Below are 16,272 nucleotides of genomic sequence, written 5' to 3' on the forward strand. Positions count from 1 at the left end.
AAATATATAATAATTGAAGATCCGGGAGTGGTGCAGATGCTCCCGGATCTTTTTTGTGCAGACTGAATGAGTGGCGATTTGACATATATAAAACTATGTGTATAATATCGTTAGTATTCTAATAATTAGAATTATAACTAAAATGAGAGGAGAATCCGAATGGATGAACATAAGAAATCCATACATTATCTGCTGATGGCAGATCATTTCATGGTACAGAAGGCATTGCTGAGCCAGATAAAGGATACAGAGCTCACCATGGGACAACCTAAGGTGCTGGATTATCTGAAGGATCATGATGGGGCGTGTCAGAAGGATATCGCGGCGGGATGTCATATAGAGCCGGCATCGATAACCGCTGTGTTGAGTGGCATGGAGAATAAAGGTTATATACAGAGAAGTACAAAGGCAGGGGACAGGAGATCCCTGTATGTGTATCTGACAGATAAGGGCAGAGAGTATGTGGAGATGCTCAATAAGAAGTTTGACTTAGTTGAATCTGTGGCACTGAGGGGATTTACCGCGGAAGAGACGGAAGAATTGCAGTCACTTCTTGTAAGGGTGTACGACAATATGAAGGGCAGCGAAAAAGACAACAGAAAAGAGGAACGTAAGAGATGAAGAACATGAAGGTAAGAATTCCAATGTATTTCGTTGGACTGTTTATTATGACTATAGGAATTGCACTGTCGGTAAAATCCAATCTCGGTGTGTCGCCGGTGAGTTCCATACCATATACCATGACCTGTGTATGGGGAATAGAGATGGGAAAAGCGACCATCATATTCCATGCGGTACTTGTGCTTATACAGATCCTGATACTCAGGAAGAGGTTTAAGCCGATCAATCTGCTTCAGGTTGTTGTGGGAATAGTGTTCGGATATTTTACAACATTCTGCAATTACCTGGCTTCATTTCTGCCGAGCACTGATAATATAGCGATGAGAATTGTGCTTATGCTTGTGAGTACTGTATTCATAGCGGTTGGAATCTTTTTCTATCTGCCGGCCAATCTTATTCCTCTTGCCGGAGAGGGTGTCATGCAGGCTGTATCAGAGGTCACACACATTGAATTTTCAAAGGTAAAGATCGGATTTGACTGTTCTATGGTGGCTGTGTCGGTCGTAACATGTCTGATCTGCATACATAGTCTTGGAAGTGTGGGAGCCGGTACGGTTATTGCCGCATTCCTTGTTGGATTCAATCTGGGTAAGTTAAATAAGGTATTTGGCGGAAAACGAGACAAACTTCTTGGAAAGCACACATACACTGAGAAGGAAGTTCTCAGGGAGAGAATTGACGGAACGAAGTAGCAAGAGATGTGTATGTTCCAGGGGACAAGGTGTTCCATATCTGATATTTTCCCTTCATAAATGGCTAGCCTGGTGAGTTTTATTTGTTTGCTTTTGATATTACGTGGTGTATAATTTATAGCATACAAATTTTGGTTTGTTGTACGTGTAAAGGAGAATGCAAATGATAACAGGGGATTTGAAGAATAAAATAGACAGTTTATGGGACATATTTGCCGCAGGCGGACTCGTCAATCCACTTGAGGTTATAGAGCAGATAACATATCTTATGTTTATCCATGATCTTGATGATGTGGACAACAAAAAGGCTAAGGAATGTGAGATGCTAGGGCTTCCATTTAGCAGTATATTTGCTGATGAGGTGAAGATAGGAGACAGAAACATTGATGGAAAGCAGCTCAAATGGTCTGCATTCAGGGATTTCCCTGCTGAGAAAATGTACAGTGTCATGCAGGAATGGGTATTCCCATTCATAAAAAATCTGCATAGTGACAAGAACAGCGCATATTCAAAATATATGGATGATGCCATATTCAAGCTTCCGACACCGATTCTTCTTTCAAAGGTTGTTGACTCGCTGGATGAGATATATAAATTGATGAATGAAATCCAGTCAGTTGACGTGAGAGGCGATGTATATGAATATTTGCTTTCAAAGATAGCACAGTCTGGAAGAAACGGTCAGTTCAGGACACCAAGACACATCATCCGTATGATGGTTGAGATGATGGATCCGGCAGCGGACGAGATGATATGTGATCCTGCGTGTGGAACATCCGGTTTCCTTGTTGCGTCAGGGGAGTACCTCAGAGAAAAGAAGAAAGAAGACATCTTTTATAACAAAGCAAATAGAGATCACTATATGAATCATATGTTCTATGGATATGATATGGATAGAACGATGCTTCGTATAGGTGCCATGAATATGATGACACATGGTATAGACAATCCATGTATTGAATATAGAGACAGTTTGTCAGATCAGAATAGTGATAAGAATAAATATACACTTGTTCTTGCAAATCCGCCATTCAAGGGAAGTCTCGATGCCGAATCGGTTTCAGCAGATCTTCTCAAGATGTGCAAGACAAGGAAGACAGAATTGCTGTTCCTGACATTGTTCATACGAATATTGCAGGTAGGCGGCAGATGTGCATGTATAGTTCCGGATGGAGTTTTATTTGGCTCGTCTGCAGCACATAAGGCAATCCGTAAAGAAATAGTGGAAAATCAGAAACTTCAGGCGGTCATATCCATGCCATCGGGAGTGTTTAAGCCATATGCGGGAGTGTCAACTGCGATACTGATATTCACAAAGACAGATCACGGCGGAACAGATAAAGTTTGGTTCTATGATATGACGGCAGACGGATACAGTCTGGATGATAAGAGAACACCGATAAATGATAACGATATACCTGACATAATAGAGAGATTTGCACATCTTGACAAAGAAAATGACAGAAAGCGAACGGACAAGTCATTCTTTGTGTCAAAGGAAGAGATAGTGGACAATGCTTACGACCTCAGCATCAATAAGTACAAGGAAGTGGAGTATACACCGGTAGAGTATCCACCTACATCTGAGATAATGGCAAATATAAGAGATCTGGAGAGACAGATAAGTCAGGAAATGGATGAACTTGAGAAATTACTGGCTGATGATAACCAGTAATTGATTGAAAATATTAGGAAAGGGGAAAACAAACTCGACTTTAGCAAATTCGTATTTGTATGAGTAAATGACAATCGAATATATGTTTGACATGAAAGCGGTTGGATGCTAATATAATATCAAAAGGTGCTACCGATAGACGGTTAGCCCTGATATGATGATTACAAAAAAGTAACCGCCAAGTTTTGTCAGGACCGGGCGGTTACTTTTTTGTCTTATTTCTTATCATTGCTCTTAGAGCCAACGGCATAACCAAGAGCAAAGCAAGTAATGCATAAGCTGATGATGGCTATAAAAAGTTCCGTTGTAAGCACAAGCACAAACTATATTTATTAAAGTGTCGAATTTGTAGAAATAAAGATATGGATATGATGTACATTGAAGATTGCTGTGAAATACTTGATTCAATGAGAGTGCCAATTACAGCATCTGACAGGGAAGAGGGAGATTATCCTTATTATGGGGCAAATGGTATTCAAGACCATGTCGCTGATTATATTTTTGATGATGAACTTGTATTACTTGCAGAAGATGGTGGTAACTTTGGCTCAAAAGAAAAACCTATTGCATATAGAGTTTCAGGAAAATGCTGGATCAATAACCATGCTCATGTTTTAAAGCCTAAGATCGGATTAGACGTGGATTATTTGTGTTATTCACTTATGTTTTATAATGTTGATGGAATGGTTAATGGAGCAACAAGGCAAAAATTAACACAGGCTGCTATGCGCAAGATGCAGATTCCCTCAAGGAGCATAGAAGATCAAAAGCATATTGTTGATGAGCTGAATAGAATTGTAAAGATAAAAGAACAAAGATTTTTAGAATTGCAGTTATTAGACAAGCTTATCAAAGCCCGATTTGTAGAGATGTTTGAAAACGAAATAGAATATAATAAAGTTAAATTGGAAGAAATTGCAGATATTGTTTCAGGAATAACTAAAGGAAGAAAAACAAAATGTGGGGAATTGCGAGAAGTGCCATATATGGCTGTTTCAAACGTAAAAGACGGATATATAGATTGGACAACTGTTAAAACAATATTAGCAACAGAAGATGAAATAATTCAGTATAAATTATTGCCAGATGATGTCTTAATGACTGAGGGGGGAGATCCAGATAAATTAGGAAGAGGAGCTATTATATCTTTGCCACCGAAAGATTGTATCCATCAGAATCATATATTTAGAGTACGATTAGATGAAACGCAAATATTGCCACGATATTTTGCTGCATATTTACAGAGTTCACAAGCAAAGACCTATTTTTTAAGAGCAGCAAAACAAACGACAGGTATAGCAAGTATAAATATGAGTCAATTAAGGGGATTGCCTACAATTGTACCACCTATAGAACTTCAATTAAAATACTCATTATTTAGTGAGCAAGTCGACAAATCAAAAGTTGTTGTGCAAAAGGCTCTTGATGAGGCACAGATATTGTTTGATAGTTTAATGCAGAAATATTTTGGATAATAATTTATAGCATATGTTTCTTAAAGTATAGAAATAAGAATTAAATAAGGTTTGACTGGTGAAGGATGTTGGTAGAATCTGGAAGGAGAATACGAACATGGAAGAAAAATTAGTCAAGATACTTAACGAGATGGCAGATTATCTGAATATATCTCAGATGAAGAAATTACAGGAGACGTTACTTAAACATTTGGCAGAAAACGAAGCAAAGACAGAAGAAATTCCTAATGTAGAATATTTGAAAATGTTTATTGACGCAAAGCAGATTGAGGGATGTTCTGAAAGAACTTTACAGTATTATCGTGTTACTATTGAACATATGCTTGGTAGTATTGAAACGCCTATCAGAAAGATAACAACTGACGAGATAAGAGGGTATCTTGTTGATTATCAGAAGGTTAATAATTGCAGCAAAGTAACTGTAGACAATGTCCGGAGAAATATGTCGAGCTTTTTTAGCTGGCTTGAAGAAGAGGACTACATATTGAAAAGTCCTATGAGACGAATACATAAAATTAAGACGAAACAGCCGGTTAAAGAAACTATAACTGATGAAATGATTGAAAAACTTCGTGATAATTGTACGTGCGTCAGGGATCTTGCCATGATTGACCTTTTGTATTCGACTGGTATACGAGTAGGCGAGCTGGTAGGTTTAAATATATCGGATATTGATTTTGAAGAACGGGAATGCATAGTATTCGGTAAAGGTGATAAAGAAAGAAGAGTTTATTTCGATGCAAAGGCAAAGCTGCATTTGCAAGAATATATAGAGAGCAGGACTGATGATAATCCGGCTTTATTTGTCACTCTTGATGCGCCACATGCAAGATTAAAGATAAGTGGAGTTGAGATAAGAGTTAGAGAACTGGGAAGAAAATTGAATATAGACAAGATACATCCACATAAATTTAGAAGGACAATGGCAACCAGAGCTATAGATAAAGGAATGCCGATAGAGCAGGTACAGAAGATATTGGGACACTCACAGATAGATACGACTATGCAGTATGCGATAGTTAATCAAAATAATGTAAAGGTATCGCATAGACGGTATATTGCGTGATGTATTTGTTGTGGATATATATTTATGATTCACAAACCTCAAATTCGTATTTGTAGATCAATGGAAGATGAAAGTTAGGATAGGTGATTTGACGAAAATACGAACGGGTAAGCTTGATGCCAATGCAGCTTCAATGGATGGTCAATATCCGTTTTTTACTTGTTCAAAAGAGCCTTTAAGAATATCAACATATTCATATGATTGTGAGTGTGTATTAGTTGCTGGAAATGGCGATTTAAATGTTAAGTATTACAACGGAAAATTTGATGCTTATCAGCGAACCTATATAATAGAGAATAACAATGTCGAAAAATTATATTTGCCATATTTGTATTATTTTTTAGAAACATATATTGAGGAATTAAGGAAACAAGCTATAGGAGGGGTTATAAAATATATAAAGATATGTAATCTTAGTGATGCAGTAATTGAGTTACCATCAATTGAGAAACAGAAAAAAATAGTTAAAATTTTAAAGTCTTCAAAAAAATGTTTAGATATGAGAAATACTCAAATGGCTTTTTTAGATGGACTTATCAAAGCCCGATTTGTAGAGATGTTTGGGGATGCTGTTGCTAATCCTAAAAAATGGCCCGTTAAGAAATTGAAGGATTTATCGGTTCAGATAAATAGTGGTAATACACCTAAAGGTGGATCTGAGAATTATGTCAAAGAAGGTATTGCATTTTTCAGAAGTCAGAATGTTTGGAAGAATCGCTTGGAAATGGAAGATATTGCTTATATTGATGCAAAAACTCATGCAAATATGAAGAGAAGTAGCTTAAAGCATGGTGATATCCTTATGACAAAGACTGGACGAATAAATACAGAGAATAGTTCTCTTGGGAGAGCGGCACTATATTTGGGTGAAGATGATATGGCTAATGTGAATGGACATGTATATTTCATTAGATTAAAGCCTGGGGTAAGCAATATGTTTGTGTTAAGGATACTTGTTTCACCAGAGTACGTTGATTTGATTAGAGGTGTTTGTGTAGGTGGAATTGATAAGAGACAATTGAATAAGGAACATATTGAAGATTTCCCGATAATTTGTCCACCAACTGATATGGTTAATGAGTATGTTAAATTTGTTTGTCAAGTCGACAAATCAAAATTGCTCTCTCTCATCAAACTACTGGAACAACTGATCACTTACCTATATAATGTGTTTATAATATACCGACAAGACAAAGGGAAGGAGGTAGAAAATCATGAATAATTTCGACTTCTTAAGGGATGAACCAAGATTTGCCGCATTTGCTTGGGTTGCAATATCGGCTGAGAGAATAATTCTTATAGATCCTGATATGTGTATACTCAATTGCCGCAGGGCTATGGAGTTTGCAATAAAATGGATTTATTCAGTTGAGACTTCACTTGAAACGCCGTATCAGGATAATCTTCACAGTTTATTGAATTCAGAGGACTTCAGAGAATATGTGGGAAATGATCTGTGGAGACGATTGGATTATATACGAAGAAAAGGTAACAGTGTGGCGCACAATAACAGGCGTCAGGGATTTGACGAGGCTATGCTTTGCCTGGAGAATCTGCATATATTTATGGACTTTATTTCATGTTGTTATGTACGGGGATATGAGCAGAGAGAATTTGATAGAAATGCCATATTGAACAGACGTGAAAATGCCAAGAAATCCAGGGAGAATGCTGAGAATGCAAAGAGCCAGCTCAAAGAACAGGAAGAGTTGATTCGCCAGAATCAGGAAGAGATTGAAAGACAGAAGATAGATCTAAAGACATTGGCTGAGGAGAATGCAGATCTCAAGGAGAAGTTATCTGCACGCAGTCAGGTACAGAGGCAGCGTTATAAGCAGCATCCGCTTGATATATCTGAGTTCGAGACAAGGAAACTCTATATAGATGCTATGCTTGAGGACGCAGGATGGGTACAGGGTTCAGACTGGATCGATGAAGTTGAAGTTGACGGTGTTCCTAGCAGGTCAGGAAATGGACGGGTGGACTATGTGCTCTATGATGATACACAGAGACCACTTGCTATTATAGAGGCAAAGAAGACATGTGTCGGAGTTGAGGCAGGCAGATATCAGGCGAAGGAGTATGCAGACAGCATTGAGAGAAAGTATGGCAGAAGACCTGTTATCTTCCTTACAAATGGGTTTGAGACACATATTATTGATGGACAATATCCAGAGAGAAAGTGTTCGTGCATTTACTCCAAGAGGGATCTGGAGAAGTGGTTTAATCTGAGGTCCATGAGGACAAGCCTCAGAAACGTAACTGTGGATAAGACAATTGCCGGACGCTATTATCAGGAGGCAGCGATAAAAGCAGTGTGCGATGCATTTGACCAGAAGAACAGAAGAAAAGCATTGCTTGTCATGGCTACAGGTTCTGGTAAGACACGAACGGTGATAGCACTTTGTAAGATACTGATAAATGCCGGATGGGTGAAGAATATTCTGTTTCTTGCAGATAGAAATTCTCTTGTCACTCAGGCAAAGCGTAGTTTTGTGAATATGCTGAAAGACTTGTCCTGCACGAATCTGGTGGAGGAGAAGGGCAATTATAATGCAAGATGTGTGTTCTCCACATACCAGACCATGATCGGATGCGTTGACAGTGCAAGTGACAAGGATGGAAGAATATTTACCTGTGGACATTTTGATCTGATCATATGTGATGAGGCGCACAGGTCAATATATAACAAGTATAAAGATATATTCACTTATTTTGATGCACCGCTTGTGGGACTTACGGCGACACCGAAGGATGAAGTGGACAAGAATACTTATGATATATTTGAACTTGCAAATGGAGTTCCTACATATGGCTATGATCTTGCACAGGCTGTTGAGGATGAATATCTTGTTGATTATATGACAATTGAGAGCAAGGTAAAGTTCCTTGATGAGGGAATTGTATATGAAGAACTTTCGGACGCAGATAAGGAAGAGTATGAGAAAACATTTGTGACAGAGTCTGGGGATGTACCGGATAAGATAGAGTCCGCTGCGCTTAATTCCTGGTTATTCAACAAGGATACAATAAGAAAAGTCTTACGTGTATTTATGGATAAGGGAATCAAGATAGATTATGGGCAGAAAATAGGAAAAACAATAATATTTGCGAAGAATCATACTCACGCGGAGAAGATATTTGAGGTATTCAATGAGGAATATCCACATCTTGTTGGATACGCGGAAGTTATAGATAATCAGACAAAATTTGCGCAGAAAGCAATAGATGACTTTTCTGATCCTAAGAAACTGCCACAGATAGCCATATCAGTTGATATGCTTGATACGGGAATAGATGTTCCAGAGATACTCAATCTGGTATTTTTCAAGAAGGTAATGAGTAAGGCAAAATTCTGGCAGATGATAGGAAGGGGAACCAGACTTTGCGAAGGACTGCTGGACGGCAAAGATAAAGAGTTGTTCTATATATTTGATTTCTGTAGTAACTTTGAGTTCTTCAGGGTGAAGAAAAAGGGCAAAGAGGCTGTAAATGTGATGCCTATACAGGGCGCTATATACCAGAGAAGATTTGAGATAGCGTATAAGCTGCAGTCACTTACTGATAGGGATGACAGGGTGAATTTCTTCTTGGAAAAACTGATATCTGACATGAGCAGTGAAGTGCAGAGATTGTCGAGGGATAACAGGGATAATTTTATAGTAAAGCAGCATCTGAGATATCTGGACAAATACTCGGATGAAGTTAACTACCAGAATATAACGTTCCCTGATATCAATATCGTAAAGGAAGAGGTATCGCCTTATATCATGGCAGATGGGGATGAGCCGAGTGCTCTGAGATTTGATGCGCTAATATACGGCTTGGAGCTTGCACATGTGGCGGGAAAGAATGACGAGAGAGCAAAAAGAGATCTTATAAAAAGGGCTAATGCACTTTCAAGACTTACAGGAAAACATATTGATGAGATTGACAGCAGGAAAGGAATCATAAATAAAGTATTGTCGGATAGTTATGTAGATGGTGCTGGAATTATAGAGTTCGAAGAGATAAGGACGGGACTTAGGGATATTATGAGCTTTATAAAAAGCACAGTACAACCATACGACACTAACTTTGATGATGATATCCTATCTACAGACTGGCATGAATCAGAACTTGAGAACGATGACCTGAAGAATTATAAGGCAAAGGCTGAATTCTATATAAAACAGCATCAGGATAATATTGTAATAGCAAAACTCAAGACAAATAAGCCACTTACGACTGGGGATGTGAAGGCACTTGAGGATATCCTTTGGAATGAGATTGGAACGAGAAAGGATTATGAGGGCGAAATCGGTGACAAGCCTCTTGGCGAATTTGTCCGTGAGATAGTAGGGCTTGATATGAACGCTGCAAAGGAGGCGTTCAGTGAATATCTGAATGAAACAAATTATGACAGTAGACAAATATACTTTGTTAATCAGATAGTTGAATATGTGGTGCACAATGGAATGATAAAGGATATGTCAGTGTTGATGGAGTCGCCATTTACAGACAGGGGAAGTATAACGGATATATTTAACGCGTCTGTATGGATGGGCATAAAGAAGGTAATAGATCAGATAAATGCAAATGCTAATGTGGCTTAACACACAATTATTTTAACATGTGCAATTTTTGCACATGTTAAACATCAATCCAGTATGTGCAATTTCTGCACAATGTGAATATACATATAACAAGATTTCGGGGGAATCACATGATTTTATACATGAACATAAAGCAGCTCGGCAAGCGGAAGGACACAGTGCACAAGGTTCCGTTTGAATATGACACAGCACCGAGTACATTGCGAGAACTCATAATAGAGACAGTAAGGATCTGCGTGGCACAGTACATATCCCGCATGGATCGTGGGGATGCAGTGCTGACAGATGAGCAGATTGATGATATGGGAAGAATAGGAAAGATAGCATTTGGGATCGTCTATGGGGAGAAGAAACCGGATGTTGATGAGGCAGTGAAGACAGCCATTCAGGGATTTGAGGATGGACTGTTCAGAGTGTTCCGCGGCATGGATGAACTAACAGAGCTTGACAGGGAAGAACAGTTTAACGAGGGTGATGAGATTACATTTATCCGCCTCACAATGCTGGCGGGCAGAATGTGGTAGAACACGCACGGGGTTAGAAGTATCTGTAACATACAGGATATAAAGAAAGGGGTTACAATGGCAGAAGACAAGAAGACAAGACTTGAGCTTGAGGAGCAGAAGAAGATTGCAAATGAAGTGAGAGAGGCATTTGATGCGAAATCCAGCAAACTCAGAAAGAGTTACAGTGCGGATGCGCAGAAGCTTCTTAATGAGATTGAGAAATACAATGGGAATGTAACAGAGTCGATGATCGGCAAGAGGCTTGAGACATTTCTGGAGAATGAAAAGAACATTCCTTCTGAGTTTTTCAAGAAGGAGCTGAAGCATTTGCCGGGGTGGGTGCCGGATCATCTGATGGAGGATTTCTACACTTCTATAGACAGCATAATCAAGTGGCAGACAAGCCAGTATTATTACAGAAGAACCATGCGTACGAAGAGATATGGGGCATTTCTTGACAGATATTTCAGTATCATGAATGAATATCACTCTATGGGGATATACGGATGCGACATAGTATCTCTCTACAAGGAGAAATTGCCGCAGGATATATTGTGCTATTACAGGGATGGCAACAGCAATGGGTATAGAATAGTATCTGAATATTGGATACAGGCGGAGCTCGACAGGGGGAATGCAGAGCTTGAGGAAGTGCTCATGGACATCATGTTCGGTGAGAGTGCGCAGACAAGGCTCACGACCAATATCCTCAGGGGAATATATATGAGCTCCAACACAAGACTCCATGAGGCTGTAGGCAAGCTGCTCGTTGCGGCAAAGCTTCAGGAGGGACTCAGACAGGCGATCTGTGAGAACATGGATTATGGAACGGCAGGTGCATTTATGACCCTGTTCCATGTGATAAAGGAGAATGATCTTCTGAGATTCTCATCTGTCATGAGGGCTGTAGCCACCTGGACAGGACTTGTGACTGACGAGGAGAGCAAGCTTGACCGTATACAGAAGAAACAGCTGCTTCTTATAGATACATATCTGAATGATGAAAATGCAAGGCGTGAAGCTTTATCCGGCGAGGATGCCATGCAGATCTATCTTGCGCTGTGGAGCTATGGTTTCTTTGATGTGGACGAGGCATGCCATGTGATGAACAAGCTGGCGCTTGATGGCAGCAGACACCAAAGACTGGTATTTGGCACGTATATCAGGGCAATGAGTCTGGGAAAGGTGTACACACACAGCGTTGCAAAGGAATTTATCAAGAGATTCCCAGACGAGATGGACACCATGGCGGTCATCATGCCAAGCTTTATGTCGGATTACCAGCCTTATATGAATAGTCTCATATATAAAGACGGCAGATCGTACAACAATGAACTTAAGAAAATGACATTTGCCGAGGTGGACAAATATTTTGACAGCAGGAAAGAATGTCATGAGATGTACGATATCCTCATGGGCATACTTGAGCGCATGCCGAAGAAAAGGCTTGAGTTTGATCCGTGTGTATTTCCATGGAATGCCGAATATCTGGACAGATCCGCAATCATCATGAGACTTGCGGTCTGCGCAAGCGCTCTCAGGGATGAGGACAAGATCACTTACATAGCGGAGATGGTTCCTGAGATAGATTCCGCAAGGTATAGCAGAGATGCGCTTTTGCTTCTGCTTGTAAGGCAGCCGGCAAATGACAGACAGCGTGCCATACTGGTGGATGCGGTTGCCGACAAGGAGACATATACCAGAAACAAGGCGGCGATGATCGTTAAGGATATGAAGCTTTCGCCGGAGAATTATGTACAGCTTGAGAATATGCTCAAGTACAAGAAGTCAGACATAAGGGAGACTGTACTGTCTATATTATATAAGCTTGATGGTGATGACATGGATGATCTCATCGGAAGACTTCTCGCAGATTCCAAGGAGGAGAAGAGAACAGCGGGACTTGACCTGCTGCTCCAGCTCAAAAATGATGAGAACAGGCAGAAACTTTTTGCAGATTGTGTTGGTCATATAGACGCTATGCAGAGGGAGTCTGCGAATGGAAGATCCAGTGTTACAACTAAGGAGCAGATTCTTATACGTGAGATTAAAAATGTTGGCACAGACCGGGCTGGTGCAGATGAGGGGTATGGACTTTATGATGTAAATGCGGACTATGAGCCGGTATTTGACAAGAGTTATCTGGCTGAGTGCCTTGAGCTGTACAAAAAGTATTTCCCTGAAAGCGGGATTGCAAATGATAATGTGTGCAGGACTGCCAAGAGCGAGGGTGCATTTGCAAAACTCAAATCAAAGATTGTGCCTAAAAAGAAAGACACGACATCTGATTCAGAAGTTATAAATATATTAAGAAAATTTGATGCATTTGTGGATGAGCACAAAAATGATGAGTATGAGATGGCTGACGGAGAGATCGGCCTGCTTGGTGAGGCAGGTGGGAACATATATGTGAGCTGTGACAAGGTGGCATGTGAGGAATTGTGGGTAGATTTCTACGAGAAAAATATTCAGACTCCGTATATGTGCATGCAGCTATACGTGTATCTGAATGGCTACAACAGTGACAAACAGGATTTCAAGAAGTACTGCGAGAGTTTTATGGCGGATATGTTTGGAAATATATATATAGAAGAATGTCCGGCATTCGGATATCTTGCCATTGTCAGAGCTGTAATAGGATTCCTGTATAGAAGATATGTGATGGATAGTGACAAGATGAGACTTGCCGTTGTGGCAGCAGACTATCTGCTTGGAAGAAACGATGAGCTCATATATACATTTGGCGGGAATAAAGGTGGCAGCAGTATATCTGGTGATGATTCAAAGGTATATCACAGAAGTGTGCTCACAAATGAGCAGATCATGATAATAACAAGGTGGCTTGCAATCGATGGTGACAGCGATATATTGGACGTAAAAGAGGATTCTGACGAGGCAAGGCAGAATGAAGAGAATTTCAGGCATTTGTTCCCATACAACTATGCCCTTGCAAAGTGTCATAACTTTAATATACCTTCAGACGTTGTAAATGATAGAAATTCATATTACTGGGTACACACAGGAAGCGTCATGCCGGTTCCTGGTCTCCTGAACTATATTGCCGCATACAGCCGTGGTATTATATCCAGGGATTATATGTACAAGATGGCATTTGAGGGGAATTCCTTGGATAGGAGCCTCAAATGTGTATCTGACGTGATGCGTTTTATAACGGAGCGCAACAGGAAGGTGCAGACCAGAGGCTATGAGTGGGGATATACGGAGCGTGAAAGGCTGAGGAGTGTGAGGCAGATACTTCTTCACAGTCCGGAAGGAGAGTTCTCGGAGACGGACGAGAAAAGGCTGGATATAGCTAAGAAGCTGTACACTGATATGTCCGAGCTTGTGCTTTCTGCAGAGCTCACAAGGGGAGATACAGAGACAGAATTCTCTCCATATATATACGGGCTTACAAGAATATTCGGTGCGGAGTATTTTGTCAGGATACTGTCAGCCCTCGGCAAGGAGACCCTGGAGAGATCAACGTATTTCAATACCGGTTATTACTATAACCGTCAGAAGGTCAGCAAGAAGAATAGTATGTCGCATCTTCTTCAGGTGTGTGTGCCTGATGCAAATGACAGTGCGGAGACTTTGAAGGCCTATCTTACAGGTACGGATATAAGTGATGCCAGGCTTATAGAGGCGGCTATGTATTCTCCAGAGTGGATAGATATAGTTGGAGAGTATCTTGGATGGGATGGATTTACTGCGGGATGCTATTACTTCATGGCGCACATGAACGAGTCATTTGATGACAAGAGAAAGGCTATGATAGCGAGATTTACACCGCTTGAGGTGGATGAGCTGAACGACGGGGCATTTGACAGGACGTGGTTTACCGAAGTCTATGACAGATTGGGTGACAAGCGATTCCAGCTTATATACAAGGCGGCGAAATACATTTCGGATGGTGCAAAGCACACCAGAGCGAGAAAATATGCGGATGCGGCGCTTGGCAAATACGATGAGTCCAAGCTGATAGCCGAGATCGAGGCAAAGAGAAACAAAGACCTGCTCATGGCGGTGGGAATCCTGCCGATAGAGAATGAGGAGCAGATAAAGGACAGATACATGTTCCTTCAGAAGTTCAAAAAGGAGAGCAAGCAGTTCGGAGCACAGAGGAGAGCCAGCGAGGCGGCAGCAGTTTCTACAGCTATGCGCAATATGGCGATCAATGCCGGATATCAGGACGTGACGAGACTTACCCTACGTATGGAAAGCCTTGTAGTTCAGGGTATGACAGAATATTTTCGACCGCATGAGGTCGGAGAAGTGACCGTATGGCTTGAGATGGAGGACGGCGGCAAATGCGCTGTCATCTGTGAGAAGAACGGCAAACAGTTAAAGTCCGTTCCGGCAAAGATCAAGAAGGATGAGTATGTATTGGCTCTGATGGATGCCAAGAAGCAGATGGCGGAGCAGTCAAGGCGTACAAAGGCGATGCTTGAGGATGCGATGGAGAGTCAGGAGGAATACACCTGGGCTGAGATCAGGGGCATGCTGGAGAATCCTGTTATACATGACATGGTGGCTGCGCTGGTGTTCAAGGTGGCGGAGCCGGATGGCGTGAAGACAGAGCTGGATAGTACGGCTGACAGTATTATGTCAGGGATAAATGAACTTGATGATAGCAAGAACGTAGTGCTGGGATTTGCGACTGAGGATGGATTCAATACATTTGTGGCAACGTCCATCGGTGATGCAGATATTGCGGATACGGTATCAAAATCAACGGAAAATAATAGCTCCAAAAAAACAGGCTTGAACCTTATGAATCTATCAGATGACACAAAGCTCACAGTAGCACATCCGTTCCACATGTATATGGCTGGCAAATGGCATGATATACAGAAATATGTATTTGACAACAAGATCGTACAGCCGTTCAAGCAGGTGTTCAGAGAGCTCTATGTGAAAACCGAAGAGGAAATGAACATGGAACATTCCCTCAGATACGCGGGCAATCAGATCCAGCCGAAGAAAACTCTGGGCTGTCTGAGGTCAAGACACTGGGTGGCAGACATAGAGGATGGACTTCAAAAGGTTTATTACAAGGAGAACATAGTAGCACAGATATACGCGCTTGCAGACTGGTTCTCACCTGCGGATATAGAGTCACCGACCCTCGAATGGGTGGTGTTCTCAGATAGAAAGACAGGAAAGAATATGAGGATCAAGGATATCCCAGACATCATATTCTCTGAGGTCATGAGGGATGTGGACATGGCTGTTTCCGTGGCACATGCCGGAGGCGTGGATCCAGAGACCTCACACTCAACTGTTGAGATGCGAAAGGCGATAGCAGAATTCACCATGCCGCTTTTCAGGCTGACAAATGTCACATTTACAAAGAACCATGCGGTGATAGAGGGCAAGCGCGCCAATTATACAGTCCACCTTGGAAGCGGAGTGGTGCACCAGGAGGCAGGCCCTATGATAAATGTACTTCCTGTGCATTCGCAGAGGCGAGGCAGAATATTCCTGCCATTTGTGGATGACGATCCAAAGACATCGGAAGTACTCACGAAGATACTGTTCTTTGCAGAGGATAATAAGATCAAGGATCCTTATATACTGGGACAGATCGAGGCGTAAAGTCAGTACAATGATAAGATGATGGTTTGGAATGTATCTTGTCG

At 41.0% G+C, this 16,272-nt stretch carries 9 protein-coding genes; all 9 read left to right on the plus strand.

The features are described 5' to 3' along the window. Positions 1-159 precede the first annotated feature (159 nt). The gene (locus OCV54_RS02560; protein WP_055222497.1) at positions 160-621 is read left to right on the plus strand and encodes a MarR family winged helix-turn-helix transcriptional regulator; all 462 of its coding nucleotides are present in this window, start codon (positions 160-162) and stop codon (positions 619-621) included. Beyond that, on the plus strand, positions 618-1,313 hold the full coding sequence (locus tag OCV54_RS02565; RefSeq protein WP_055222498.1) for a YczE/YyaS/YitT family protein: 696 nt from the start codon (positions 618-620) through the stop codon (positions 1,311-1,313). The genes OCV54_RS02560 and OCV54_RS02565 overlap by 4 nt, the downstream gene beginning before the upstream one ends. Positions 1,314-1,476: 163 nt before the next feature. After that, entirely contained in the window at positions 1,477-2,988 is a 1,512-nt protein-coding gene (locus OCV54_RS02570) for a class I SAM-dependent DNA methyltransferase (protein WP_055222499.1), read from the plus strand. 362 nt (positions 2,989-3,350) lie between these two features. Then, entirely contained in the window at positions 3,351-4,463 is a 1,113-nt protein-coding gene (locus OCV54_RS02575) for a restriction endonuclease subunit S (RefSeq protein ID WP_055222501.1), read from the plus strand. A 97-nt stretch (positions 4,464-4,560) separates the two neighbouring features. Then, positions 4,561-5,529 carry a site-specific tyrosine recombinase/integron integrase gene (xerA, locus tag OCV54_RS02580; protein ID WP_055222503.1) on the plus strand — a complete coding sequence of 323 codons (969 nt, stop codon included), beginning with the start codon at positions 4,561-4,563 and terminating at the stop codon, positions 5,527-5,529. A gap of 67 nt (positions 5,530-5,596) precedes the next feature. Further along, positions 5,597-6,751 (plus strand): restriction endonuclease subunit S, encoded by a 1,155-nt coding sequence (locus tag OCV54_RS02585; protein WP_070099074.1) that lies wholly within the window; start codon positions 5,597-5,599, stop codon positions 6,749-6,751. Continuing rightward, entirely contained in the window at positions 6,744-10,124 is a 3,381-nt protein-coding gene (locus OCV54_RS02590; RefSeq protein WP_055222505.1) for a DEAD/DEAH box helicase family protein, read from the plus strand. Before OCV54_RS02585 ends, OCV54_RS02590 begins: the two co-directional genes overlap by 8 nt. A gap of 110 nt (positions 10,125-10,234) precedes the next feature. Then, positions 10,235-10,648 carry a hypothetical protein gene (locus OCV54_RS02595; RefSeq protein ID WP_055222506.1) on the plus strand — a complete coding sequence of 138 codons (414 nt, stop codon included), beginning with the start codon at positions 10,235-10,237 and terminating at the stop codon, positions 10,646-10,648. A gap of 57 nt (positions 10,649-10,705) precedes the next feature. Continuing rightward, a complete protein-coding gene (locus OCV54_RS02600; RefSeq protein WP_055222508.1) occupies positions 10,706-16,228 on the plus strand; it encodes a DUF4132 domain-containing protein in 5,523 nt (1,840 codons plus the stop codon). Positions 16,229-16,272: the final 44 nt, after the last annotated feature.

Source organism: Coprococcus aceti, assembly GCF_025567285.1.
Taxonomy (GTDB): Bacteria; Bacillota; Clostridia; order Lachnospirales; family Lachnospiraceae; genus Coprococcus; species Coprococcus aceti.

Coding starts and splice junctions, on each gene's coding strand:
- OCV54_RS02560 (WP_055222497.1), top strand. CDS start 160: ATGGATGAACATAAGAAATCCATACATTATCTGCTGATGGCAGATCAT.
- OCV54_RS02565 (WP_055222498.1), top strand. CDS start 618: ATGAAGAACATGAAGGTAAGAATTCCAATGTATTTCGTTGGACTGTTT.
- OCV54_RS02570 (WP_055222499.1), top strand. CDS start 1,477: ATGATAACAGGGGATTTGAAGAATAAAATAGACAGTTTATGGGACATA.
- OCV54_RS02575 (WP_055222501.1), top strand. CDS start 3,351: ATGGATATGATGTACATTGAAGATTGCTGTGAAATACTTGATTCAATG.
- xerA (WP_055222503.1), top strand. CDS start 4,561: ATGGAAGAAAAATTAGTCAAGATACTTAACGAGATGGCAGATTATCTG.
- OCV54_RS02585 (WP_070099074.1), top strand. CDS start 5,597: ATGAAAGTTAGGATAGGTGATTTGACGAAAATACGAACGGGTAAGCTT.
- OCV54_RS02590 (WP_055222505.1), top strand. CDS start 6,744: ATGAATAATTTCGACTTCTTAAGGGATGAACCAAGATTTGCCGCATTT.
- OCV54_RS02595 (WP_055222506.1), top strand. CDS start 10,235: ATGATTTTATACATGAACATAAAGCAGCTCGGCAAGCGGAAGGACACA.
- OCV54_RS02600 (WP_055222508.1), top strand. CDS start 10,706: ATGGCAGAAGACAAGAAGACAAGACTTGAGCTTGAGGAGCAGAAGAAG.